General features: G+C 74.1%; 21 protein-coding genes, 2 tRNA genes and 1 other RNA gene. 14 read left to right on the top strand and 10 right to left on the bottom strand.

Annotated features, from left to right (window positions below):
* Positions 1-14: 14 nt before the first annotated feature.
* From ACZ3ZD_RS32560 to ACZ3ZD_RS32580, 5 genes are all read left to right on the top strand, one after another.
* Positions 15-953 (top strand): ABC transporter ATP-binding protein, encoded by a 939-nt coding sequence (locus ACZ3ZD_RS32560; protein WP_467405401.1) that lies wholly within the window; start codon positions 15-17, stop codon positions 951-953.
* Complete coding sequence (locus ACZ3ZD_RS32565; RefSeq protein ID WP_467405404.1) at positions 950-1738, top strand: ABC transporter permease; 789 nt, start codon at positions 950-952, stop codon at positions 1736-1738. The genes ACZ3ZD_RS32560 and ACZ3ZD_RS32565 overlap by 4 nt, the downstream gene beginning before the upstream one ends.
* A gap of 33 nt (positions 1739-1771) precedes the next feature.
* Positions 1772-2983 carry a sensor histidine kinase gene (locus ACZ3ZD_RS32570; protein WP_467405406.1) on the top strand — a complete coding sequence of 404 codons (1212 nt, stop codon included), beginning with the start codon at positions 1772-1774 and terminating at the stop codon, positions 2981-2983.
* A 36-nt stretch (positions 2984-3019) separates the two neighbouring features.
* Positions 3020-3634 (top strand): response regulator, encoded by a 615-nt coding sequence (locus ACZ3ZD_RS32575; protein ID WP_467405408.1) that lies wholly within the window; start codon positions 3020-3022, stop codon positions 3632-3634.
* Between the two features lie 23 nt (positions 3635-3657).
* A tRNA-Gly gene (locus ACZ3ZD_RS32580) sits at positions 3658-3730 on the top strand.
* Positions 3731-3775: 45 nt separating this feature from the next.
* Here the strand turns inward: ACZ3ZD_RS32580 and ACZ3ZD_RS32585 are convergent.
* The 6 genes from ACZ3ZD_RS32585 to ffs form a co-directional block, all read right to left on the bottom strand.
* Positions 3776-4675: a phosphoribosylaminoimidazolesuccinocarboxamide synthase gene (locus tag ACZ3ZD_RS32585; protein WP_467405411.1), complete on the bottom strand. Its 900-nt coding sequence runs from the start codon at positions 4673-4675 to the stop codon at positions 3776-3778.
* Between the two features lie 70 nt (positions 4676-4745).
* Positions 4746-6245, bottom strand: coding sequence for a N,N-dimethylformamidase beta subunit family domain-containing protein (locus ACZ3ZD_RS32590; protein ID WP_467405413.1), 1500 nt, complete (start codon positions 6243-6245; stop codon positions 4746-4748).
* 251 nt (positions 6246-6496) lie between these two features.
* Positions 6497-8479, bottom strand: a complete 1983-nt coding sequence (locus ACZ3ZD_RS32595; RefSeq protein ID WP_467405682.1) for a M48 family metalloprotease — start codon at positions 8477-8479, stop codon at positions 6497-6499.
* A 313-nt stretch (positions 8480-8792) separates the two neighbouring features.
* On the bottom strand, positions 8793-10052 hold the full coding sequence (gene purD / locus ACZ3ZD_RS32600) for a phosphoribosylamine--glycine ligase (protein WP_467405416.1): 1260 nt from the start codon (positions 10050-10052) through the stop codon (positions 8793-8795).
* Positions 10053-10164: 112 nt separating this feature from the next.
* A complete protein-coding gene (locus tag ACZ3ZD_RS32605) occupies positions 10165-12516 on the bottom strand; it encodes a DNA polymerase III subunit gamma and tau (protein ID WP_467405421.1) in 2352 nt (783 codons plus the stop codon).
* A gap of 158 nt (positions 12517-12674) precedes the next feature.
* Positions 12675-12773: signal recognition particle sRNA small type (gene ffs, locus ACZ3ZD_RS32610), an RNA gene on the bottom strand.
* Positions 12774-12869: 96 nt separating this feature from the next.
* On the opposite strand from ffs, the gene ACZ3ZD_RS32615 reads away from it, so the two are divergent.
* The 4 genes from ACZ3ZD_RS32615 to ACZ3ZD_RS32630 all read left to right on the top strand — a co-directional run bounded on the left by ACZ3ZD_RS32615 (position 12870) and on the right by ACZ3ZD_RS32630 (position 14643).
* Positions 12870-12957: transfer RNA gene (locus ACZ3ZD_RS32615), tRNA-Ser, on the top strand.
* A 301-nt stretch (positions 12958-13258) separates the two neighbouring features.
* Positions 13259-13537 (top strand): ribbon-helix-helix domain-containing protein, encoded by a 279-nt coding sequence (locus tag ACZ3ZD_RS32620; protein ID WP_467405423.1) that lies wholly within the window; start codon positions 13259-13261, stop codon positions 13535-13537.
* Entirely contained in the window at positions 13534-13959 is a 426-nt protein-coding gene (locus ACZ3ZD_RS32625; protein ID WP_467405427.1) for a hypothetical protein, read from the top strand. The genes ACZ3ZD_RS32620 and ACZ3ZD_RS32625 overlap by 4 nt, the downstream gene beginning before the upstream one ends.
* A gap of 198 nt (positions 13960-14157) precedes the next feature.
* Entirely contained in the window at positions 14158-14643 is a 486-nt protein-coding gene (locus tag ACZ3ZD_RS32630; RefSeq protein ID WP_467405431.1) for a hypothetical protein, read from the top strand.
* A 1-nt stretch (position 14644) separates the two neighbouring features.
* Here ACZ3ZD_RS32630 and ACZ3ZD_RS32635 read toward each other — a convergent pair whose 3' ends face one another.
* The 3 genes from ACZ3ZD_RS32635 to ACZ3ZD_RS32645 form a co-directional block, all read right to left on the bottom strand.
* The gene (locus ACZ3ZD_RS32635) at positions 14645-16378 is read right to left on the bottom strand and encodes a copper resistance CopC/CopD family protein (RefSeq protein WP_467405684.1); all 1734 of its coding nucleotides are present in this window, start codon (positions 16376-16378) and stop codon (positions 14645-14647) included.
* Positions 16379-16644: 266 nt separating this feature from the next.
* Positions 16645-17232 carry a GNAT family N-acetyltransferase gene (locus tag ACZ3ZD_RS32640; protein ID WP_467405433.1) on the bottom strand — a complete coding sequence of 196 codons (588 nt, stop codon included), beginning with the start codon at positions 17230-17232 and terminating at the stop codon, positions 16645-16647.
* Positions 17225-19477: a penicillin acylase family protein gene (locus ACZ3ZD_RS32645; RefSeq protein WP_467405437.1), complete on the bottom strand. Its 2253-nt coding sequence runs from the start codon at positions 19475-19477 to the stop codon at positions 17225-17227. Before ACZ3ZD_RS32645 ends, ACZ3ZD_RS32640 begins: the two co-directional genes overlap by 8 nt.
* Before the next feature lie 160 nt (positions 19478-19637).
* On the opposite strand from ACZ3ZD_RS32645, the gene ACZ3ZD_RS32650 reads away from it, so the two are divergent.
* The 3 genes from ACZ3ZD_RS32650 (at position 19638) to ACZ3ZD_RS32660 (ending at position 21544) form a co-directional block, all read left to right on the top strand.
* Complete coding sequence (locus ACZ3ZD_RS32650; RefSeq protein ID WP_467405440.1) at positions 19638-20240, top strand: HhH-GPD-type base excision DNA repair protein; 603 nt, start codon at positions 19638-19640, stop codon at positions 20238-20240.
* 193 nt (positions 20241-20433) lie between these two features.
* The gene (locus ACZ3ZD_RS32655) at positions 20434-21129 is read left to right on the top strand and encodes an HdeD family acid-resistance protein (protein WP_467405445.1); all 696 of its coding nucleotides are present in this window, start codon (positions 20434-20436) and stop codon (positions 21127-21129) included.
* 94 nt (positions 21130-21223) lie between these two features.
* Positions 21224-21544, top strand: a complete 321-nt coding sequence (locus tag ACZ3ZD_RS32660) for a hypothetical protein (RefSeq protein WP_467405447.1) — start codon at positions 21224-21226, stop codon at positions 21542-21544.
* Between the two features lie 238 nt (positions 21545-21782).
* On the opposite strand, the gene ACZ3ZD_RS32665 is transcribed toward ACZ3ZD_RS32660, so the two are convergent.
* A complete protein-coding gene (locus ACZ3ZD_RS32665; RefSeq protein ID WP_467405450.1) occupies positions 21783-23393 on the bottom strand; it encodes a helicase HerA-like domain-containing protein in 1611 nt (536 codons plus the stop codon).
* Between the two features lie 112 nt (positions 23394-23505).
* Between ACZ3ZD_RS32665 and ACZ3ZD_RS32670 the strand changes: the two genes are divergently transcribed.
* Both ACZ3ZD_RS32670 and ACZ3ZD_RS32675 read left to right on the top strand, forming a co-directional pair.
* Positions 23506-23802: a type II toxin-antitoxin system VapB family antitoxin gene (locus ACZ3ZD_RS32670; RefSeq protein ID WP_004943146.1), complete on the top strand. Its 297-nt coding sequence runs from the start codon at positions 23506-23508 to the stop codon at positions 23800-23802.
* Positions 23803-23944: 142 nt separating this feature from the next.
* On the top strand, positions 23945-24580 hold the full coding sequence (locus tag ACZ3ZD_RS32675) for a LytR C-terminal domain-containing protein (protein ID WP_467405453.1): 636 nt from the start codon (positions 23945-23947) through the stop codon (positions 24578-24580).
* Positions 24581-24657 lie beyond the last annotated feature (77 nt).

Raw genomic sequence — 24657 nt, forward strand, 5'->3', positions numbered from 1 at the left:
GGGACGCTGAGGTCATGGACACTCACGGACACGAGAACGTGATCGAGGTCACCGACCTCAAACGGGTCTACGGGGGCGGGTTCGAGGCCGTACGCGGAATCACCTTCTCCGTGGCGCGCGGAGAGATCTTCGCCCTGCTCGGCACCAATGGCGCCGGGAAGACGTCGACGGTCGAACTGCTCGAAGGGCTCGCGGCACCGGCCGGCGGCCGGGTCCGGGTGCTCGGCCACGATCCCCACCGCGAGCGGACCGCCGTACGGCCCCGCACCGGCGTGATGCTCCAGGAGGGCGGCTTCCCCGCCGAGCTGACCGTCGCGGAGACCGCCCGCCTGTGGGCCGGCTGCACCAGCCGCGCCCGGCCGGAAGCCGAGGTGCTGCACCTGGTGGGGCTCACCGGCAAGGCCCGGGTGCGGGTCAAGCAGCTGTCCGGCGGGGAGCGCAGGCGACTGGACCTGGCGCTCGCGCTGCTCGGCGACCCCGAGGTGCTGTTCCTCGACGAGCCGACGACCGGGCTCGACGCGGAGGGCCGCCGGGAGACCTGGGCGCTGGTGCGCGAGCTGCGGGCCGCGGGCACCACCGTGCTGCTCACCACGCACTACCTGGAGGAGGCCGAGGGTCTCGCCGACCGGCTCGCCATCCTGCACGAGGGCCGCATCGCCGCCTCCGGGACGCCGGCCGAGGTCACCGCCGGACGTCCCTCCCGGATGTCCTTCGAACTGCCCGCCGGCTACTTCCTCGGCGATCTGCCGCCCCTCGCCGAACTCGGCGTCTGCGGGCACGAGAGCGACGGACGGGTCGTAAGGCTGCGCACGACCCGACTCCAGCGCACCGCCACCGGGATACTCGCCTGGGCCGACCGGGCCGGCGTCGAACTGCGCGCCCTGGACGTGCGCTCGGCCTCGCTGGAGGAGGCGTTCCTCGGGATCGCGCGGGAGCAGGGGGTGGCGGCGTGAGCATCTCGATCCCCGGGATCGGCCCGGGCTCCGTCCAGCGGCTGCGGGCGCTGGCGCGGGCCGAACTGGTCCTCCTGGGCCGCAACCGCGGTGTCGTGTTCACCGCGCTGGTCGTGCCGCTCGTCCTGCCGTTCAGCATGCGGCCGGCCCTCGACCAGGTGGACCTGGGCGGGCGGGGCCTGACCCTCGCCACCACCCTGCTGACGACCGCGGTCGGCTTCTCCTTCCTCTTCGCCGTGTACACCTCCCTGACCAACGCCTACGTGGCGCGCCGCGAGGAACTCGTCCTCAAAAGGCTGCGCACCGGTGAGCTGTCCGACACCGAGATTCTCGCCGGCACCGCGCTGCCCGCCGTCGGGATCGGACTGGCCCAGGCGCTGCTGCTGTGCGCCGGATGCGCGGCCCTGCTGCACACGGGCGCACCCAGGGCGCCGTACCTGATCCTGCCCGGGCTGGTGACCGGCCTCCTGGTCAGCGCCGCGCTCGCCGCGCTGACCGCGTCGTTCACCCGCAGCGTGGAGAGCGGCCAGATCACCACGCTGCCCCTGATGACCGTGTCGATGGTCGGCTCCGGGATCACGTTCCCGACCGAGGTCATGCCGCACCGGCTGGCCACCGTCTGCGAACTGCTCCCGCTGTCCCCGGCGATCCGGCTCTTCCGGGGCGGCTGGACCGGCCAGTTGAGCACCGGCGAGACGCTCACCGCCCTCGTGACCGCGGTGGCCTGGATCTTCGTGGCGGTGTTTGCTGTACGGCGGCGGTTCCGCTGGGAGACGCGACGCTGAGCACGGAAGTGACGGGGAAACGGGGAGACGGGGATGACCGGGCCACGCGGCTGGTGGCGGCGCAAGAGCACACCGGCGAAGGTCGAGACGTACACACGCTGGTCGTTCCACTTCTTCATCCTGGTGGAGATCTTCGGCGTGGGCCTGCCCGCGGTCGGGCACGCGCCGCCGTGGCTCGCGGGCCTGCTGGTCGCCATGGTCGCCGTGCACGCGGTGGCGGTCGCGGTGACCGCCTCCCGGGCCCTGGACTGGACGCGCGGCCGGCGCCCCCAGCCGGTGCGGGCCCTGTGCGCGCTCGCCGCCCTGACCTTCGTGCTGGCGGGCACCACCCTGGCACTGCACCGGTACGCCCCGGTGGGCACGGGCACCGGGACGGCCGTCGGCACGGTCTACGGCGGGCTCCTGTCCTGGGGCGGGGGCATGCAGGCGCTGGGGGTCCGCAGCCGGCGGCGGGTGCTCGCGATCCTCACCGGATTCGCTTGCGGCGCCGCGCTGGTGTCCCTGCCGCTGGGCGCGCTCTGGCCCGTCGCGGTGGTCACCGGGCTCATGGTGTTCCTGGGAGCCGGATTCCTGGCCCTCACCTGTGTCTTCTCCGTCTGGCTGCTCGACTCCGTGTACGAGTTGGACGACGCCCGGGAGACCAGGGCCCGGCTCGCCGTCGCCGAGGAGCGGCTGCGGTTCGGGCGGGACCTGCACGATGTGCTGGGCCGGAACCTGTCGGTGATCGCCCTGAAGAGCGAGCTGGCGGTCCAACTGGCCCGGCGGGGGCGGCCGGAGGCCGTGGAGCAGATGGTCGAGGTGCAGCGCATCGCGCAGGAGTCCCAACGCGAGGTACGGGACGTCGTCCGCGGCTACCGGGAAGCCGACCTCGGCGTCGAACTCGCCGGTGCGCAGGGCGTGTTGACCGCCGCCGGGATCGACTGCGCGGTGCGCGCCGAGACCGGGGGGCTGCCCGCCGAGGTGCAGTCCGCGCTCGGTTGGGTGGTGCGCGAGGCGACCACCAACGTGCTGCGGCACGGGGACGCGGGCCGGTGCGAGGTGGAACTCGCGGTGCGCGCGGGACATGTGGTGCTGACGGTGGAGAACGACGGGGTCGCGGCGCCCGGCACCGGCGGCGGCTCCGGGCTCGCCGGGCTGCGGGAACGGCTCGCCGCCGTCGACGGAACCCTGGCGGCGGGGGTCGTGGGCGCGGGCCGGGACCGGTTCCGGCTGGTGGCGGACATACCCCTGAAGACCGCGATCTGAAGACCGCGACCCGAAGACTGTGAGAGGAGTCACCTCGTGAGCGCTACGGTACGGCTGTTGCTCGCCGACGACGAGCATCTGATCCGGGGCGCCCTCGCGGCCCTGCTCTCGCTGGAGGACGACCTGCTGGTCGTCGCGGAGGCGGCGAGCGGGCCCGAGGCGCTGGCCATGGCCCGGGCGCACGAACCCGACGTGGCCGTCCTGGACCTCCAGATGCCGGGTGCCGACGGTGTGAAGGTCGCCACATCCCTGCGCGCCGAACTGCCCGGCATCCAGGTCCTGATCGTCACCGGGCACGGCAGGCCCGGGCATCTGAAACGGGCCCTCGCGGCCGGTGTGCGCGGGTTCGTCCCGAAGACCGTCAGCGCCCGGCGGCTCGCCGAGATCATCCGGACCGTGCACGCCGGAAGCCGTTACATCGACCCGGAGTTGGCCGCCGACGCGATCTCCGCCGGGGACTCGCCGCTGACCGCGCGGGAGGCCGAGGTACTGGAGCTGGCCGCCGACGGGGCGCCGGTCGCGGAGATCGCCGAGCGGGCCGCGCTGTCGCCGGGGACCGTGCGGAACTACCTCTCCTCGGCCGTCTCGAAGCTCGGCGTCGAGAACCGTCATGCGGCAGTGCGTCTCGCACGCGAACGAGGTTGGGTATAGTTGCTCTCGCGCAACGGCGCACTGCGGACGTAGCTCAGTTGGTAGAGCGCAACCTTGCCAAGGTTGAGGTCGCGAGTTCGAGCCTCGTCGTCCGCTCGGGATGAAGACCCCGGTCCACTGGACCGGGGTCTTTCTCGTGCCCTAGGACCAGCTGGTGCCCGTCAGCCGCTCGTACGCCTCCACGTACTTCTGCCGGGTCGCGGCCACGACCTCCTCCGGCAGCGGCGGCGGAGGCTGCTCGCTCCGGCGGTCCCAGCCGGACGCCGGCGAGGTCAGCCAGTCACGGACGTACTGCTTGTCGTACGACGGCTGGGCGCGGCCCGGCTGCCACTCGTCGGCCGGCCAGAAGCGGGAGGAGTCCGGGGTGAGGACCTCGTCGGCGAGGACGAGGGTGTCGCCGTCGAAGCCGAACTCGAACTTGGTGTCGGCCAGGATGATCCCCCGCTCCCGGGCGATGTCCCGGGCGCGGGAGTACACCGCGAGCGTGGCCTGGCGCAGCTGGGCGGCGGTCTCCGCGCCGACCTGGCGGGCCACCTCCTCGTAGGAGACGTTCTCGTCGTGCTCGCCCACCTCGGCCTTGGTGGCCGGGGTGAAGATCGGGCCCGGCAGTTCGGAGCCGTCGACGAGGCCTTCGGGGAGGGCGAGGCCGCAGACCGTACGGGACTCCTGGTACTCGGCGAGGCCGGAGCCGGTGAGGTAGCCCCGGGCCACGCACTCCACCGGGACCATCTTCAGCGACTTGCAGACCAGTGTGCGGCCCGCCCAGTCGGCCGGGGCGCCCTCGGGCAGCTCCGTGCCGATCACATGGTTCTCGGCGAGGTCGCGCAGCTGGTCGAACCACCACAGGGAGAGCCGGGTGAGCACCCGGCCCTTGTCGGGGATCTCGGTGGGCAGCACCCAGTCGTAGGCGGACATGCGGTCGCTGGCGACCATCACGAGGTCGCCCGCCTCGTTCTGGTACAGCTCGCGCACCTTGCCGGTGTGCAGGTGCACCAGGCCCGGAACCTCGATCGGCTCGGGCTTTTCTACGAATCCGGACACGGTTCCTCCCCGTGGTTCTGACCAAGTGCCTCGATTCTCCCGTATGGGGCCGATGGGGCGCGCCGGGGGGTCAGTCGCGTTTGCAGATGCGGTCCAGCAGGTTCGCCGTGGCCCGCTGGATCCGGGTGTCCACATGGCCGGGGCGGTCCAGGGCCGGGGACCAGGCGAAGGTGCCGGACGCGAACACCCAGGCGCCGGACGGGGCCCGGTACAGGGAGGTCTCCTGGTGGCGCAGGACGCCGTCGTTGTCGGTGTACGGGGAGTGGGCGAGCAGGATGCGCTCGTCGTGCTCGGGCAGCGGGGTGCGCGGGAAGTAGCGGTCGGCCTCGCCGGCGACCAGGCCCGCGATCTCGTCGCCCTCGTGCGCGCCGGTCGCCTCCCACAGCCAGTGCCCGCCGTTGCGCACGATCAGCGGGTGCGGCTCGGGCACCCGGCCCGCGTACTGGATGCCGACCAGCTGCTGCTCGGGCCGGTCGACCTCCCGCCACAGCACCGGCCGGCCCGGACCCTTGCGCTTGCGGCAGGTCAGCAGCCGGTCCGGGACGCCGGACGGGGACGGGCCCAGCTCCACCTGCCAGTACATGGTGTTGGCGGAGAGGAAGACCAGCGAGGTGCCCCGGTCGCGGGCGTCCTCGACGGCCCGGCGCATCGGCACCGACCAGTACTCGTCGTGGCCGGGGAAGACCAGGCCCCGGTAGCGGGCGGGGTCGACACGGCCGGCGTGCAGGTCGCGGGCCTCGGCGTAGGCGATGTCGTAGCCGTAGCGCTCGGCCCAGCGGATGAAGTCGTAGGCGTGGCCGACGTGCAGGGGCAGGCCCGCGCCCGCGTACGGGCGGTCGAAGGAGACCGTGGTGGCCGCGTCGGCCTCGCCGAGCAGCCGGCCCTTCTCGTCCCAGGCGTGGTAGAGGCTGGCGCCCGTGTGGCCGTCCTCCGGGTACAGGTTGTACGCCTGCCAGGTGATGTCCGGCAGCAGCAGGAGCAGGTCGGCGGGGTGGTCGTCGCGGACCGTGAACGGCACGTGGGAGCGGTAGCCGTCGGCCGTGGTGAGGACGGCCACATAGGCGCCGATGCTCCAGTAGGAGGGCACCTGGAGGCGCCAGGACAGCCACCAGTGGTGACAGGAGACCGTGCGGTCGGCGGTCAGCGGCTGCGGCTGGACGATCCCGGAGAGCCGGGGGCTGGTGGTGATCTTCGCGGCGCCGTCACCGCCGTAGTGGCCGATGCGGTAGATGTCGACGCTGAACTCCTGCGGCGGGTCGACCGTGACGTGGAAGTCGATCGCCTCGCCGGGCGCGACCGCGCCCGTGGACGTGAAGCCCTTGATCTGGCGGTGCACGTCGTCGGCCGTGCGGGGGCCGGAGCCGGCCGCGCGGGGCGCCGGGACGCGGGCCCGGTCGCCGCCGGTGAGCTGCTGCGGGCTGGGGTCGACGTACCACGGCACGACGTGGCCCGTGTCGTCGAAGTACGTCTCACTGCCGCGCAGCCAGGGCACCGGGCCCTGGCCGAAGGGGTCCGTGACGGCGTGCGCGAGTGCTCCGGACTCCCAGCGGCGGATGTGGTCCGAGGCCATGGTCGCTCCCCTCCCTCATGCCCCCGTGCCTGTCTCGGTGGTCCTCACCGTTCTCTGTGTACGCGCTGTACTCGGTCGTACTGTCGTATGTCGCTTGCGTTTGCCAAGGGGGTGGTCGGTCCCAGCACATCACATAACGCACGGGCCCGGTCACTACTCGTTGCGAATTGACCTGAAGTGGAAGTCGCCTTTCCGTTACGACGGGGGAGGCGGGGGGTGCTGCGCGGGGACGGGCGCGGGGTGCGGGCGGCTCAGACGAGTCTCACGGGCTTCTCCGGGCGTATTCCGGACGCGGCCAGCCAGTCGCGCAGCGGACCCGGGTCCCCCTCCTCGATCAGGCTGCGGACCCTGGGGGCCAGATCGGCGGCCCGCTCGCCGCCCAGCAGCAGGGACGGACCGTCCAGCCAGTCCAGCGCGGGTGCCGCTCCGGCCGTGTCGACGGCCGCGCAGCACACCATCGCCGTGACGTGGTCGGCGAGCAGTTCGCGGGCGGTGCGCTGGGGTTGCAGCGGGAAGGGGGGCAGGACGCAGTCGCAATCGTCCCAACGGAAGCTGTCGGCGACCTGACCGGCGGCCGTCGTCCCCTCCCGGGCCAGCTCCGCACTGAGCCCTGCGGCCAGGGCGGCGCTGCGGGGGGTGGTGGGGTCGGGGTCGGGGTCCGTGCCGGTGGCTTCCGCGGTGGGGTCGGGGGCGGGGGCCGCAGTGGAGTCCATGGCGGGGGCGGTGCCGAGGGCTTCCGTGCCGGGGACTTCCGCGGTGGGGTCCGTGCCGAAGGCCGTGGCGAGGTCTGAGCCAAGGGCCGTGGCGGGGTCGGTGCCTGTGGCTTCCGCGGCGGAGGCTGCGGCCCGGCCGGTGACGGGGTCGGTGTCGGTGCCGGGGTCCGTGCCGAAGGCCGTGCCGGCGGCTTCCGCGGCGGGTGTCCCAGCGGATGCGGGTGGTGGTTCCTGCTGGGAGCGCTGGGTGTCGGCGGCGGGCTGGTGGGCGGGGCCGGGGGTCGTCAGATGGTCCAGGACCCGGGCCAGGGTGGGGCCGGCGGGGGTGTGGGAGGGGCGGACGCCCAGGGTGTCCAGGACGCGGTGCAGGCGGGCCGCGTCCGTGCGCCAGGTGCGGTCCACGACCTCCTCCGGATACGCCTGCCAGTCCACCGGTGCCCAGTCGGGACCGGCCTCGGCGGGACCGCCGTGGAAGAGGCGCGCGGCGAGCAGCGAGGTCGCCTCGTCCACCGCGCCCGGCTCCTCCAGCAGATCGCAGGCGGGACGCTCGCCGAGCCGGGAGGTGAAGCCCTCGGCGAGCCGGTCCCGGCGGGACAGCTCGGTGAGCGCCGCGACCACGCCCGCGTCCAGCCGGGACGGCCAGCGGCCCATGCGCCAGGCGGGCAGCGCCACCCTGGTCAGCAGCCGGTCCCAGCCGGCGTAGGCCAGCCCGACCTGCTCCTGGGCGACGATCCGCAGCCCGTAGTCCACGGCCTGGGCGCGCTCGGCCGCCGCCGCCGCGACCCCGCGCTCCATCTGTGTCGCGTGCTCACGGCAGCCGCGCAGCAGCAGCCGCGCCACCCAGCCGAGGGCCGCGCACAGCCAGCGGACCAGCGGACAGCGGCCCGGGGCCGAGGCGACGGCCACGGCCGCGTCCAGACCGCGCACGAAACGGCGGGCGGCCGCTATGTCGGGGTGCGCCGAGGGGCCCGTACCCGCGATGACCGGGGCGAGGACGGCGCGCAGCTCGCCCACCCGCATCCACCACAGGAACGGGGAGCCGATGACGAGGACCGGTGCGACCGGGGTCCGGCGGCAGCCCGGGCCCGCTATCTCGTCGGGCACCGGACGCGGGGGCGGGCCGTGGGCCGAGTGGGCCCGGTCCTCCAGCCAGCTGTCGCAGTCGGGGGTGAGCGCTATGGCCGAGGGCGCCGGCACGTCCAGGCGGTCGGCGAGGTCGCGCACCATCCGGTACAGGTCCGGGGCGGAGCCCTCCGCGATCGGCACCGTGGGGCTCATGGCGGGACGGGCCCGGGCCACGACCACGGCGATACCGGCGGCGGCCAGCAGCACCAGCACCGCGAGGACGCCGACGACCCACCGGGCGGTGTCCCAGCCCGGGCCGACGAGATGGCCGGTGGAGGCGCCGGTCAGCAGGATCACCGCGGCACCCGCGGGCAGCAGGGCCACGGCCAGGGCCCGGCCCCGGACCCGCAGGACGGCGAGGGCCCGGGAGCGCGCGGCCTGCGCGCCCGCCTCCATACCGATTCCGGTCACGTGCCGACCTCGCCCCCTTTCTGCCGATCGAGTGCCGTCCTGGTCTTGCTCACTCCCCCACTGTGGCACCCGCCACTGACATCGCAATGCCGGTGGGCCAAGTGCCGGAACACTTGCGCGGCACCATAGTTGGGGCCCCGGCCCCCGTCAGCCGTATGGGCGATTGCTCACTCGATGGAATGGCTCTGGTCAGAGCTGGGTGACAGACAGCAAAGATCAGGCCCCGGATCTCGGATCCGGGGCCTGGGAGTCGTACGAGCAGGTCAGACGGGCTGGCGTCGGCACCCGTGGACCGGGCTCAGGCGCCCGCGGACCGCGCCGCCTTCGCCGCGATGTCGGTGCGGTGCTGCGAGCCGTCGAGCCGGATCCGGTCCACCGCCCGGTACGCCCGCTCACGCGCCTCGGTCAGGTCCTTGCCGGTGGCCGTGACGGACAGCACACGTCCGCCCGCGCTGACCACCGCGTCGCCCTCCCGCCGGGTGCCGGCGTGCAGCACGTACGCGTGCGGGGCGTCCTCGGCGGCCACCTCGTCCAGGCCGGTGATCGGGTCGCCGGTGCGCGGGGTGGCGGGGTAGTTGTGCGAGGCGACGACGACGGTGACGGCCGCGTCCTCGCTCCAGCGCAGCGGCGGCAGGTCGGCGAGGCCGCCGGTGGCGGCGGCCAGCAGGACACCGGCCAGCGGGGTCCTCAGCCGGGCCAGCACCACCTGGGTCTCGGGGTCGCCGAAGCGGGCGTTGAACTCGATGACCCGCACCCCGCGCGAGGTGATCGCGAGACCGGCGTACAGCAGCCCGGAGAACGGCGTGCCCCGGCGGCGCATCTCGTCCACCGTGGGCTGCAGCACGGTCTGGAGCACCTCGTCGACCAGCTTCGGGTCGGCCCACGGCAGCGGCGAGTAGGCGCCCATGCCGCCGGTGTTCGGGCCCTCGTCGCCGTCCAGGGCGCGCTTGAAGTCCTGGGCGGGCTTGAGCGGTACGACCGTCTCGCCGTCGGTGATGGCGAAGAGGGAGACCTCGGGGCCGTCGAGGTACTCCTCGATCACCACCCGCTCGCAGGCGGCGGCGTGCGCCCGGGCCGCCTGGAGGTCGCTCGTGACGACGACGCCCTTGCCGGCGGCGAGACCGTCGTCCTTGACGACGTAGGGGGCACCGAAGGCGTCGAGGGCCTCGGCGACCTCCTCGGCGGTGGTGCAGACGTAGGAGCGGGCTGTCGGGACGCCGGCCGCCGCCATGACGTCCTTGGCGAAGGCCTTGGACCCCTCCAGCTGCGCGGCCTCCCCGGAGGGGCCGAACACCGGGATGCCCGCCGCGCGGACGGCGTCGGCGACACCGGCGACCAGCGGGGCCTCCGGGCCGACGACGACCAGCTCCGCACCGAGGCGGGTGGCCAGCCCGGCCACCGCGGCACCGTCGAGCGCGTCGACCTGGTGCAGCTCGGCGACCTCGGCGATGCCGGCGTTGCCGGGGGCGCAGTACAGCGCGGTGACGTCGGGGTCGAGGGACAGGGAACGGCACAGGGCGTGTTCGCGGGCACCGCTGCCGATGACGAGGACCTTCACGGGGTCAGCCTAATGGCAAGGTCGCCGAAGCCCGGGCGGCGGGTTATTCGGAGCTTCCTCCAAGGTTCGGGGGGCGGTGGCCGGGAGCCGGAGGGTCGGGTCGGCTACTCGGTCACTCGTTGGTGAACTCCTCCACCACCGTCGCCCCCAGCTCCCGCATGATCAGCTCGTGGCCGGAGAGGGCCGACTCGTCCAGATCCGGGTCGTCGTCCTCGGGGATGTCGTCCTCGGGGGCGACGGGCGGCGGCGGTTCGGGCGCGGCGGACGGCCGGGGCGCGGGGGCGCCGCCGGTGGCCTGGGCCGACGGCTGGGCGGGCGCCGGGCGGGGGGCGGCCTGGGGGCCGTAGCCACCGCCGGGAGTGCTGCCGGGGGCGGGGGTGGGCGCGCCGCCGTAGCCACCGCCTCCGCCTCCGCCGTAGCCGGGTGAGCCGCCGGTGGGCGGGGTGGAGCCGCCGCCGGACGGGTCGATGACCGCCTCGATCTTCCACTGCACGTGGAACTGCTCGGCCAGCGCCTGCCGCAGCACGTCCTCGCTGCCGCTGCCGGAGAAGTTGTCGCGGGCGCCGGCGTTGACGAAACCGAGCTGGAGGGTGGTGCCGTCGAAGCCGGTCACCTGGGCGTTCTGGCTGAGCAGGATCCAGGTGAAGCGGCGGCGGTTCTTGACGGCCTCCAGGATGTTCGGCCAGAGCGCGCGGGGGTCGAGACCGCCGGTGGGGGCGGGCTGCGGTGGCTGGTGCTGGGCCTGGTCGGGGGCGGCACGGTCCTGGCCGCCCTGGGTGGAGCCCTCGGCGGGGCCCTGACGGCCACCCGCCGGGGCGGCGGCCGTGGGCCAGCCACCTGGGCGCCGGCCGCCACCGGCGGGGGCGGCGGCGGGCCAGGCGCCGGGGGCGGAGGCAGCGGGCTGCGGGGCGGCGGGCTGCGGGGTGGCGGGCGCAGGCGCGGACGCAGCGGGCTGCGGGGTGGCGGGCGCAGGCGCGGAGGCGGTGGGCCAGGCGCCGGCGGCCGGGGCGGCGGGCTGCGGGGCGGGGGCCGTGGGCGCGGGAGCGGGAGCGGGCGGGGGCGCGGGGGTCGGCTCGGCCGGGGCGGCGGGGCCTTGGGGGGCGTGGGGGGCGTCCTGGGCGGTCGGAGCGCCCGCGCCCCGGACGGCCGCGCGTGCCGCCGCGGGGCCGCCACCGGGCGGTACGGACACCCCGCCGGCGCCCGTGCCCGCACCCGTGCCCGGTGCGAGGGCGCCGGGGTGGGCGTCGGGGCCCGGGACGTACCCCATGGCCGGCGCGCCGACACCGGCGGCACCGCCGGGGAAGTTGATGCCGCGCTCCAGGCGGTCGAGGCGGGCCATGAGGGACCGCTGGTCGCCGTAGGCGGCGGGGAGCAGGACGCGGGCGCAGATCAGTTCCAGCTGCAGGCGCGGGGAGGTGGCGCCGCGCATCTCGGTCAGGCCCTCGTTGACCAGGTCGGCGGCGCGGCTCAGCTCGGCGGCGCCGAAGGTCTCGGCCTGGGCCTGCATCCGCTCCAGGACGTCGGCCGGGGCGTCGATGAGCCCCTTGTCCACGGCGTCCGGAACGGCGGCCAGGATCACCAGGTCCCGCAGCCGCTCCAGCAGGTCGGCGACGAACCGCCGCGGGTCGTTGCCCCCCTCGATGACATGGTCGACGACCTCGAAGGCGGCGGCCCCGTCACCCGTGGCGAAGGCCTCCACGACGGAGTCGAGGAGGGAGCCGTCGGTGTAGCCGAGGAGGGAGGTGGCCATGGCATACGTCACACCCTCCGCTCCGGCACCGGCGAGGAGCTGGTCCATGACGGACATGGAGTCACGCACGGAACCGGCGCCGGCGCGCACGACGAGCGGCAGCACGCCGTCCTCGACCGGGATGTCCTCCTTCTGGCACACCTCGCCGAGGTAGTCCCTGAGCGTGCCCGGGGGCACGAGGCGGAAGGGGTAGTGGTGGGTACGCGACCGGATGGTCCCGATGACCTTCTCGGGCTCGGTGGTCGCGAAGATGAACTTCAGATGCTCGGGCGGCTCCTCGACCACCTTGAGTAGCGCGTTGAAGCCGGCCGACGTGACCATGTGGGCCTCGTCGATGATGTAGATCTTGTACCGGCTGCTCGCGGGGCCGAAGAACGCCTTTTCGCGCAGCTCACGGGCGTCGTCCACACCACCGTGAGAGGCCGCGTCGATCTCGATGACGTCGATCGAACCCGGCCCGTTCCTGGCCAGGTCCTGGCAGGACTGGCACGCGCCGCAGGGGGTGGGGGTGGGACCTTGCTCACAGTTGAGGCAGCGGGCCAGGATGCGTGCGCTGGTCGTCTTGCCGCAGCCGCGCGGACCGCTGAACAGGTACGCGTGATTGACCCGGTTGTTCCGCAGCGCCTGCTGCAGCGGGTCGGTGACATGCTCCTGCCCGATGACCTCGGCAAAGGTCTCCGGGCGATAGCGGCGGTACAGCGCGAGAGACGACACGCATACGAGGTTAATGGCGCCCACTGACATCGGACTCCGCCCACGACCCACCGGCCCCACGCCGGCCCGGGCATCGCGGCCCACCGGCCCCACGCCGGCCCCGGCATCGCGGCCCACAGGCCCTGCGCCGCCTCACCGCCCCGGGCCTGCGGCCCGGAAACGCAAGCGCCCCCCACGCACCCGCCAGAGCCGACCTACCCTTGCTGCCTTCCGGCCCTGGGGGAGTTCAGTCAGATAGCGCCGCGTGAGGGGCTGCGCCCACAGTACCCGATCGCGGCACCCGAGCTGAACCGGATGCGGGCCTGCGGGAACGGGTTCGCGAGCACTCCCCTCGGTCATGTAATGTTTCCGGCGGAGGATTCGCCTAGAGGCCTAGGGCGCACGCTTGGAAAGCGTGTTGGGGGCAACCCCTCACGAGTTCGAATCTCGTATCCTCCGCCAGTGCCTCACCGGGCACGATGTCGAAGGGCCCCACTGTTCGCAGTGGGGCCCTTCGACGTGTCTCAGCCTTCGTTGTCCTGGTTTTTGTCCACAGCGGGTGCTTCCGGGGTTCCCCAGCCTGCATCGGCGATCTTCCGGGCCACCTCCTTGAGCATGGCGTCCGGCCACGCGGTGGCCGAGTGAAGCGGTGCAAGTCGGCGATCACGCATGGGCAGGGCTCACGGATTGGCCGTCGGCCTCCTTGCCCTACGGGTCACGGGAATCTGGTAGGGGCATTCACACCAAGAGTATGGTGACTTGTATGGCAACCAAGAAGGTGACGGTGACGATCCCCGAAGACCTCCTGGACGAGATCCGCGCCGAGGCGGCTGAGCGGGGGCTTTCGGCGTACGTCGCCGAAGCACTGCGCTACAAGCGCGATCGGGACCGTCTGCTGGAACTGGTCGACTGGCTGCAGGAGGAACACGGCGCGGTCACCGAGGACGAGCGCGCGGCAGCACTCTCGGAGCTGGAAGATCTCGACGCCGAGCACGAACGTCGCCTCACCGCCGGAGGACACAACGCCGGAGAGGCCGCGTGACCAAGCGGGCCGGTGAGCACGGGCAGCGGCCACTGCGCGTCTTCGTACTCGACTGCGAAGCCCTGTCCCTCGCTGTGCGTGGTGACCGGAAGATGATCGCCTGGCTCGATCTCGCAGCACGGGGCGAAGCCGAAGTGGTCACGTCGCCCATGACGCTGGTGGAGGCGTACGACGGCAGAACCACCGAGCAGCGCTGGGACTGGGTGCTCTCCCGGCTCAAAGTCGCCGACATCGGGAAGGACGAGGCACGCCAGGCCCGCCGACTCCTGTCCGACGCCAAGCTTCACGGCCACAAGTACGCGATCGACGCGGTGCTCGCCATCATCGCCCGGCAGCAGAAAGGGCAGGTCACCATCTTCACATCGGACGTGGACGACCTGGAGCAGCTGGTTCCGGGATCGATCGTCATCAAGCGAGTATGACCAGCGCCCTGGTCTCGGTTCTGGTCTCGTTCGTCGCCGTCCGGCGCCGTCCACCAGCCGTCGCACGATGTCGAAGGGCCCCACTGTTCGCGGTGGGGCCCTTCGACGTTCCCCGCCCGCTCGCCGCCGCCCCGGATGCGGCTCGCGAGGTGGGAGTGCACCGTGGTGGAGGAGCATCCTCTGCTGGAGGTGAGGGGCATGAGGCGTTCGCTCGTTGGTGTGGCCGCTGTGGCCGCGCTGCTGCTTCCCGTCGTCTCGGTGGACGGTGCCGCGGCCGCGGACCGGCCGGCGGGGGGCCCGGGGGCCGCTCCGGCGACCCTCTGTACGTACCGGGACGCGTTCCCGCCGGGCGGCGGGAGCAGCGTCGGCGGTGTGCCCCAGCGGTACCGGCTCACGAACGGCCCGTACGCCGGTGCCCGTTTCGACGGCTGCACCGACACGCTGAAGCTGTACTACGGCGGCTACTCCGGCCCCCGGTACGCCTACTACGAGATCCGCTACACGTACCCGTCCCAACTCGGCTGGTTCAGCTGGCGGCTGGCCATGGGGCAGCACCGGGTCGCGACGGTGGACCGGCCCGCCCACGGCGACTGGAACTTCAAAATCAGGGCGTGCGGCCACGCGATCGACGAGGGGCCCAGCTGCACCGCCTGGTCGCCGCAGCTCTACCTGCACGCCGTCTGAGTCACCGCGTCACCCGCACCGGCGCCGACACCGTCACCTGGTCCAGGTCGGACACCCGGATCGTGGCCTTCATCGTCCAGGTGCCGGGCAGCGGCAGGGTGAAGGAGGGGGCGGACCAGTAGCCCCCGCGGTCGGTGACCCGGGTGTCCAGGGGGCCGACGCGCCCGGCGGGGAGCGTGAGCGTCAGGCGGAGCTCGGGGATGGCGGAGAGGCCGCCGTCGGGGCCGTAGACGACCGCCTGTACGGAGTTGGTGCCGACGCGCCCGGGGTCCAGGGTGATCTGGACCTTGCCCCGGCCGCCGGGCGCTCCGGTGTCGAAGGGGATCGTGGTGACGGAGGCCGTGGGGATGCCCGTCACCGGGGCGGTGACGGCCTGGGCCGATTCCGTCGCCGCGCGGCCGGGCACGGTGCTGGTCAGCAGGGTGGTCAGGGCCAGGACCAGCAGACCGGCCGTCGCCTCCAGCAGGACCGAGCGGCGCAGCAGGGGCAGGACCGGGTGCACCGGTGGGGCCGGGGGCGGCGGTTCGGGGAACGGGGGGCCGGTCGCCGGTTCGGGGACGCGGGCGGGGGTGGCCGCGGCGGCCCGGACCAGGCGGGCGGTCCAGGTGCGGGAGCAGGCCGCCGCCAGGAGCAGCGCGGCGACCACGGCCAGCTTGGCCAGGAGGGTGCGGCCGTACGCCGTGTCCGTGAGCGCCTGCCAGGAGCCGAGGCCCCGCCAGGACTGGTAGACGCCGGTCACCACCAGGACGACCACGGAGGCGAACGCCAGGCGGGAGAACCGGGCCGGGACCGAGGCGGGCAGGCCGGCCGGCTCCGCGGTGTGCCGCAGGGTCCACAGGAGCGCGGCCAGACCGCCCAGCCAGGCCCCCATGGCCAGCAGGTGCAGGGTGGACGAGACGATCGCCACCGGGACCTGGATGCCCGCCGAGGCGTGTTCGGACGCCGACCAGGTCAGGGACAGCAGCACGGCCAGGACCACGCCCGCCGCGAGGCCGGCCCGGCGCGGAGGCCTCGCGCCGCGCCTGCGCAGGACCGCCACGACCGCCGCGGCCGCCCCCGGCAGTGCCAGGCGGAGCAGGAGCAGCAGGCCGGGGCGGGTCGTCGCCGTGTGGGTGAGGGCGGAGAGGGAGAAGGCGGTCGTCGGGGCGGCGGCCTCCTCGTAGGGCGCCCGCAGGAGGTACAGGGCGGCGGTGGAGACGAGGAGGGTGGCCGCGGCGGCCAGGACGGGGGTGCGCAGGTGCGCGGTGGCCGGCGGACGGCAGTACGCCACGAACGCGGCCGCGCCCAGGAGCAGGGCCAGGGAGAGGTAGGCGAGATAGCGCGCGATGGTGTTCAGGGCCGTGGTCGCCCGGTTCTCCGCGCCGTCCGCGGGCGGGGTCGCGGGTGCCGCCGTGCGTTTGCCGACCGAGAAGGTGAGGGCGCCGGACACCGGGTGGCTGTCGGCCGACACCACCCGCCAGGCGACCGTGTACGTGCCGGTGGCGAGCCGCGCGGGGAGGCCGACACGGGCCGTGTCGGAGCGGCCCGGGGCGTGGTCGGCGGGGCCGGTGCGGATGCGGCGGTTGGTGGGGTCGTAGATCCGGAAGGAGTCGGTCAGCAGGCCGACCGACTCGGTGAAGGTGAGGGTGACCTGGCGGGGGGCGGTACGCAGGACGGATCCGTCGCCGGGGTCCGTGGAGCGCAGGACGGCGTGGGCCGAGGCGGGGGCCGCGGTGCCGAGGAGCAGGCCGAACAGGAGGACGGGGAGGAGGAGGGCGGAGAGGAGACGGGCGGGGCGGAGGAGGGGGTGCGGGGGTGTGCCGCGCGGCCCACGTGGACCCCGCGGCCCCCGTACGCCCCCTGGCCCGTACGGCGTTCGCCGTCGTTCCGGTCGCCGGTCTTCCTCGCGCAGCACTGTCGTCAGCCTCCGTCCCCGCACGCACCCGTGCAGACTGCCTCCCTACAGGTACGCGGAGAACGGCCGGTGTGCTCACCGGGTCGGCCCGGCTCAGGTGGGCGCCGTCAGCCGGGGAAGGCTGCCGTCCGGTCGAGGAACGCCAGTTGGGCGTGCTTCTCCGGCAGGTACACGTCGGGCAGGTCTATCTCGGGCAGGACGACGGCCGGACCGCGGCGGAAGCCCTGGCGTTCGAAGCGGGCGATCGCCTTCGTGTTGCGCACGTCCGGGTCGATCACGATCCGCCGGCGGTCCAGGGTCTGCAGCGCGTACGTCGTGACGGCCGTCAGCAGGGTGGAGGTCCAGCCGGGGCGCGGGCCCTCGGGGCCCGCGGGGGCGATCAGGAGGTGCATGCCGAGATCGCCGGGGCGAACGTCGTAGCACTCGGCGACCCGGTCGGCGGACGGCTCGTACGTCTGGAGCAGGGCGGCCGGTTCGCCGTCCTTGGTGACGAGGTGGGCGTGGTGGGTGTCGAGGGTGGCCATGTGGGCGTAGATCTCGGTGACCTGGGTTCTGGTGAGGCCGTTCATGCCCCAGAACGCGGCGCGTTCGTCGCTCACCCAGGCGTGGACCAGGCCCGCGTCGCCCTCCGGGTCCAGGGGGCGGATGCGGACGGTGCCGTAGCCGTCGATGTGCTGGACGTACGGGTCAGTCATGGGATTCCTCGAGCGGGTCGGTGGGGTGGGAGACGTCGGTGAGCCGGGTCCAGTCGGTGGTCACCGGGGCCAGGTCCCCCGCCAGCCACAGGCGGAGTTGGTCGTGGTGGTGGGGGGCGCCGGGGACGCCGTCGGCGCCGAAGGGAACCACCCAGCGGCTGTTGTCGCGGTCGGCGAGGTCCCAGACGTAGCGGGCGGCGGGCCCGCGGGCGGCGCGGTCGGTGAGGCCGGGGACGGCGGAGGTGCAGAGCACGCAGTCGTGGTCGCCGGCGAGACCCGGCTCGTCCGCCGCGGAGTACGCCCCGGCCGGCAACGCCCGCCAGGGGGCCAGGCGGTGGGTGGCGGACCAGGGGGCGGCGGGGGGCTCGGCGGCGACCTCCTCCAGGGCGGTACGGACGGCTGCCGCCCGGTCGACGCCGTACAACTCCTCCGTACTCAGCAGGTGTTCGAGGGCGTAACCGAGGCGCGGTACGAGGGCCAGCCAGGGGAGCAGGACGTCCGGGTAGGCCGGGGGCGTGGTGAGCGGGGCGAAGACCGGGTGGGCGGCGAGCCGGCGTACGACCGCGCCGCGTACCGCCGCGTACGCCGCCGCGTCGGTGCTGTCGGCGTCCATCCGGCGGTCCCAGGCGAGCAGGCGGTCGCGGAGGGCCGCGGCGGCGGGGGTGAGGTCGGTGAGCGCGGCGAGCCGGCGCAGGAGGGGGCCGGCGGAGCCCAGGTGGGTGTCGGTGTGGATCGCGGGCATGTCGTCGGCGGTCCAGGCGTGGCCCGCGTCGAGCAGGGCGCGGATGCGGGCGGCGCGGTGCGGCGGGGCGAACTCGACGCCGAGGGGCGTGGCGAGGCCGCGGGCGTTGGCCATCACCGCGATGCCGTCCTCGGTGGCCGGGTGGGCGTACGGCGTCTCGTGCGCGCCGTGCCATTCGTGGCCGGGCTCCCAGGCGGGCACCGGGTGGCGGCGGTTGGCCTCGACGCGAACGGGGACGTGGCCGGCGACGCGGTGCAGGGTGCCTCCGGCGGTGTCGGCGGCCTGTACGACGTTGACGGGCTCGGCCCAGGCGTCCAGGGCGCGGTCGATGTCGGCGACGGTGCGGGCGCGCAGGAGCGGGAGGAGGGCGCTGAAACCGAGGTCCTCCGTGACGCGGGGTGGGTAGCGCAGGGCGAGCGCGTCGGCTGCGGTCCCGGCGGGGTCCGTGTCCACAAGGCCGACGTCGCCGACCGGGTGGGAAGCCGGTCCCGGGGTGACGTGCGGGGTGGCTCCCTCCGGCGGCCCGGGCGTGCCCTCGTCCAGGCCCTCCGGCCCACCCGCGGTCACCGGGCCGTCCAGGCCCTCCGGGCCTCCCGCGATCACCGGGCCCCGGGGTGTCTCCAGGACCTCGATCTCGACGGGGGGCTCGCCGGCGACGTCGATCGTCTCGGTGTGGCGTTGGGCCCGCTGCCAGGTGCCGTCGGGGGAGAGGGCCTCGATGCCCGCGCCGGTGCGGCGGAGGCGTTCGCGGTAGAGGTCCTGGTAGTCGGCCATGGCGTTGGTGATGGCCCAGGCGGCCGTGCCGGTGTGGCCGAAGTGGGCGATGCCGGGGACGCCGGGCACGGCCAGGCCGATGACGTCGAACTCGGGGCAGGCGAGGCGGATCTGCTGGTAGACCCCGGGGTCCTCGATGAAGCGGTGCGGGTCGCCGGCGATGAGGGCGTGCCCGGTGGCGGTACGGTCGCCGGTGACCAGCCAGCCGTTGCTGCCCGCCGTACCGGGCCCGTCGGTGGCGAACAGGCCGACGGCGTCGGGGCCGAGGTGCCGTACGGCCTGCTCGCGCCAGAGCTTGGCGGGGAAGCCGGCGAACAGGATGTGCGTGCCGAGCCAGACGGCGAGCGGCGTCCAGGGCTGCCAGGGGCCGGGGGCGAGGCCGGTGCGGGCGAACTCGGGTGCGCGGCGGGCGCCGGCGGGCAGGCCCTCGTTGACCCCGTCGACGTACGACCGTACCCAGGCGGCGGTCTCCGGGTCCCGGCGCTCCAGCGCGGCGTAGCAGCGGCGGGCGGTGTCCTCCAGCCGGGCCCGGCGGGCGAAGACGTCCCAGGAGAGGGCTTCGGCGCCGAGGAAGGACGCGGTGGTGCCCTGGGCGCGGTGCCGCTCGGTCTCCAGTTGCCAGGCCCGGTCGTGCGCGGTGACCCGGCCCTGGGCGCGGGCGAGTTCGCGGGCGCTGGGCGCGCGCAGGTGGGGGATGCCCCAGGCGTCGCGGTACGTCTTGGTGGTCACCCGGGAAACTCCCTGCTTTAGGTTAGCCTTGCCTAAGTTTTCCGTGGGGGAATCGTACGCGAACCGTCGAGGGGGTCACGGGGCAGGGGCGGGGCTGGTGGGACGCGCGGAGGCGGGCCGTGGGCGCGCGGGTCGGGTGGGGGCGCGGGATCATCGACGCATGGACGTGACCCTGCACCTCGCCCAGGACCCGGCGGCCGACGCGTTGCTCGGGCGGTCCCCGCTCGCCGCGCTGACCGGGATGCTGCTGGACCAGCAGATCCCGATGGAGTGGGCGTTCAAGGGGCCCCGGACCATCGCCGACCGGCTCGGCGCCGGAGATCTGGACGCGCACGAGATCGCCGCGATGGACCCGGAGTCCTTCGCCGCGCTGCTCTCCGAGAAGCCCGCGGTGCACCGCTACCCCGGCTCGATGGCCAAGCGGATCCAGCAGCTGTTCCAGTACCTCGTCGAGCACTACGACGGGGACGCGGAGGCCGTCTGGCGGGGCGTCGGCAGCGGGGCGGAACTGCTGCGGCGGCTGGAGGACCTACCGGGGTTCGGCAAGCAGAAGGCACAGATCTTCCTGGCCCTGCTCGGCAAGCAGCTCGGGGTCGCCCCGGCGGGCTGGCGCGAGGCCGCGGGCGCCTACGGCGAGCCGGCGTCCTTCCGGTCCGTCGCCGACATCACCGGCCCCGAGTCGCTGGCCAGGGTACGCGCCCACAAGCAGGAGACGAAGGCCGTGGCGAAGGCCGCGAAGGCGGCCAAGCCGGGGAAGAAGTAGCCGGCCCCCCACGCGACGCCGGCCGTCCACACGGCTCCGCCCGACTGCCCCGGCACCCGGACCGGGCCCGGCGACAGCCCGCCCCAGCGCCCCATCGCCCCATCGCCCCATCGCCCCTGGCGACCGTCCGCCCCCGCCCCCCGTTCGGCCCACCCCGCTGGCCGCCACCCCCCGGCCGCTCCCAGCATGAAGCATGACCGAGGCGCCGAGTGGTGGGCCCGACGGGGGCCGTGAGTACGACGACCGGCACGTGCACGCCGGGGAGGCTCCGCGTGGGCGCCCCGCGGCGGAACCGTACCGGGGGCACCATGAACCGGAGATGCCGTTCGAGGGTCCCCTGCACGCCCTGTCCCGGGCCGCCTGGCAGGTCGTGCTGCTGACCGGGATCGGCTCCCTGGTGCTGGGCGTCCTGGTGCTGGTCTGGCCGGGCGCCTCCCTGCTCGCCGCCGGGGTGCTGTTCGGCGTGTACCTGGTCTACAGCGGCGTCTTCCAGCTGGTCTCGGCGTTCGGCACGCACCGGGCGACCTCGCTGCGGGTGCTGGCCTTCGTCAGCGGCGCGCTGTCGATCCTGCTGGGCCTGTTCTGCTTCCGCGGGCCCATGCAGTCGATCCTGCTGCTCGCCCTGTGGATCGGCATCGGCTGGCTGATCCGCGGCATCACCCAGACCCTGGCCGCCGCGCACGATCCCCGGATGCCGGCCCGGGGCTGGCAGGTCTTCCTCGGGATCCTCACCTTCGTCGCCGGGATCGTGCTGATCGACTCGCCCTTCAGGTCGGTCGCCGTACTGACCCTCGTCGGCGGGATCTGGCTGATCGCGGTGGGCATCGTGGAGATCGTCACCGCGGTGCGCATCCGTGGACGGGCCGGCCGGGTCCCGCAGACGGTGTGACCGCCGTCAACCGCGGGTGCCGCAGGTACGCCGAGCGGGCGGAGTTCACGCCCGGCGTGCAGGCTGCCCCGTCCGCGCCGGGGAGAAAGCCGGTGTGAGCAGGAGCAGCAGCACACCCCGGAGCCGTACCTGGCTGCGCGTGCTCGTGCTGCTCCTCGCCCTGGGGGTGCCCGCCGCCCACCTGTCGGCCCAGGCGGCCCCCGGCCTGGCGGTGACCGCCGAGACCGCCGAGCACGAGACCCTCGACGCGGCGCTACGGCCCTCCGTCCGCGTCCTCCTCCGGGCCGACGTACCCGAGCGCCCCGCGCCCCTCCCCGCCCCGGCGCCCGGCCGCCCGGCGGTCCGCCCGTGCCCCGCCGCGCCGCGGGTGCCGGACACCACCCCCCTGCTGCGCACGGTGGTCCTGCGCTGCTGACGGACCCGCGTCCCCGCGAGGTCGGTCGGCTCGACGCAAGGAGCAGCACAGCCATGCCCAAGGATCCCTACGCCGTCCTGCGCGCCCTCCTGCGCGCGGAGGCCCGGCGCGGTACGGCCCCCAGGCCGGACCAACACCCCCCGCGGCCACAGCAACCGCCGCAGGACCAGCCACGGTGAACACCCCCGGCGGAGGCACCCCCGCCTCCGCCGGGCCCCCGCGGCCCCGGTCTGCGCCGCTACCTCCGCCGCCGCGCCGTGCCGAACAGGGAGCGGGTGATCTCCCGGCCGAGTTGGGTGCCCACCGAGCGGGCGAGGGACCTGAACATCCCGCTGCCGACGACCTGTTCGACCAGCGACGGCTCCCGGCTCGGCGCCGCCTCCCGCTCCCGCTCGGGGGCCGCGCCCTCAGGCCGGGGAGCGGCGGCCGACGGCCGGGAGGCGGCGGCGCTCAGCCTCTCGTACGCCGACTCGCGGTCCACAGCCTGTGCATAACGGTCGTGGAGCGGGGAGGCGCGGACCGCCTCGTCCAGCGCGGCCCCGTCGACCGGGCCCATCAGGGACTCCGGGGCGCGCAGCCGGGTGGCGGCAACCGGGGTGGGGGCGCCGGTCTCGCTCAGCACGGTCACCACGGCCTCACCGGTGCCCAGGCCGGTGAGCAGTTCCTCCAGGTCGTACGCCGACCTGGGGAAGGTCTGCACGGTCGCCCGCAGGGCCTTCTGGTCGTCGGGCGTGAAGGCGCGCAGGGCGTGCTGGACGCGGTTGCCGAGCTGGGCGAGGACGTCGCCGGGGACGTCCTTCGGGGTCTGGGTGACGAAGAAGACACCGACGCCCTTGGAGCGGATCAGCCGGACGGTCTGCGTGATCGAGTCCAGGAACGCCCGGGAGGCGTCGTTGAACAGCAGGTGCGCCTCGTCGAAGAAGAACACCAGCCGGGGCTTGTCGGCGTCGCCGATCTCGGGCAGGTCGTGGAAGAGGTCGGCGAGCAGCCACATCAGGAACGTCGAGAACAGCAGGGGCTTGTCCTGGACGGCGGGGAGTTCCAGGACCGAGACGATGCCCCGGCCGTCGTCCGCCGTGCGCAGCAGGTCCGCCGTGTCGAACTCCGGCTCGCCGAAGAAGTCCGTCATGCCCTGCGCCTCGAAGGCCGTCAGCGAGCGCAGGATCACCCCGGCCGTGGCGCCGGACAGGCCGCCGATGTTCTTCAGCTCGGCCCTGCCCTCGTCGGAGGTGAGGAAGGCGACGACCGCACGCAGGTCCTTGAGGTCGACCAGCTCCAGGCCCTTGGTGTCGGCGTAGTGGAAGACCAGGCCGAGCGACTGCTCCTGGGTGTGGTTCAGCTGGAGCACCTTGGCCAGCAGCACCGGGCCGAAGCTGGTGATCGTGGCCCGTACCGGGACGCCGTGGCCGAGGCCGCCGAGCGCGAGGAACTCCGCCGGGCGGCCGCCCGGGGTCCACTCCTGGCCGACCTGGCCGGCCCGCCCGCGCACCCGGTCGTCGTCCCGGCCGGGCCGCGCGATGCCGGAGAGGTCGCCCTTGATGTCCGCGAGGAACACCGGCACGCCCTGGGCCGACAGCTGCTCGGCGATCAGCTGGAGGGTCTTGGTCTTGCCGGTGCCGGTGGCGCCCGCGACCAGGCCGTGCCGGTTGAGCACCGGCAGCGGCACACGGACCGACGCGCCGGGGTGGCACACGCCGTCCCACAGCAGGGCGCCGAGGTCGAGCGCGGGACCGGTGAAGGCGTAGCCCGAGGCGATCTTCCGCGCCTCGTCGGGCAGCGCACCGGCCTCGACGGGCGGCGCACCGGCCCGGTCGGGCCCGGTGGACGGCGCGGTCTCGCGGTCACTCATCTCCGACCCCGTTCCCGTAGTAGCCCATTTGCCGGAATTGCTCCATCTTTTCAAGCGTTGCACTCCGCCGCCATGGCTGCGCCCGGAACGTCTTGCCCGGTAGGCTTTCCGTGTGATCTTCAAGCGCATCGGAAACGGCCGGCCGTACCCCGACCACGGCCGGGAAAGCACCCGGCAGTGGGCGGACGTCGCGCCGCGCCCGGTCCGCCTCGATCAGCTCGTGACCACCAAGCAGCAGCTCGACCTGGAGACCCTGCTGGCGGAGGACTCGACGTTCTACGGCGACCTCTTCGCGCACGTCGTGAAGTGGCAGGGCGACCTCTACCTGGAGGACGGCCTGCACCGCGCGGTACGCGCCGCCCTCCAGCAGCGCCAGGTGCTGCACGCGCGCGTGCTCGAACTCGACTGACCCGGCGCGACACCTCGGCGGCCCCGGCGCGCCACCTCGGGCCGGCCGGGTGCGACACGACCGCTGCCCCTTTCGGGTTCGCCGAGCGGCATCGACTGATCATCTGATAGGCATCGCCGCTCGGGCGCACTACGCTGCGTTCATGAGCATGCTGACTCCCCCTGGCATGGGCGGCCAGTACCGGATCACGGGGGACAAATACCCTCGGATGCGTCCGCCCCGACGGCACGGCAGGCTCGCGGCCGTCGTGGTGGCGTCCACCGCCGTGCTCGGCCTGGTCGGCTGGGGCACCCTGCAGCTCATCGACGTCTTCACGGGCGGCGGCGGCACGACGACGTCCGCCGCCCAAGCGCACTGCCGTACCAAGGCGGCGGCGGCCCCCGTGGCCCGGGTGAAGCCCCTCCCCGAGCCCGGCCGGATCACCGTGAACGTCTACAACGCGACCAAGCACGGCGGGCTCGCCAAGACCACCGCGGACGAACTGAAGAAGCGCGGCTTCCGCATCGGCACCGTGGGCAACGCGTCGAAGCAGTACGACAAGAAGGTGAAGGGCGCGGGGATACTCCTCGGCTCCCCCACCGCCCAGGACACCTCCCTGCGGGTCCTCGGCACCCAGCTCGCCGGCGCGGAGGTACGCGCCGACGGCCGCAAGGGCGCCGACCTGGACCTGATCATCGGGGACGCCTTCAAGGGCCTGGCCGACCGCGCGACCGCCGACCGGGCCCTGACCACCCTGTCCGAGCCCCGGACGACGGCCACGACGAAGAAGGCCTGCTGAGCAGGGAGCCGAAGGAAACCTGCTGAGCGGGGAGCCGGAGCAGGCCGGCCGGTCGGGCGGCCAGGGCCCCCGCGGGC

Source organism: Streptomyces sp. NPDC023481, assembly GCF_055560195.1.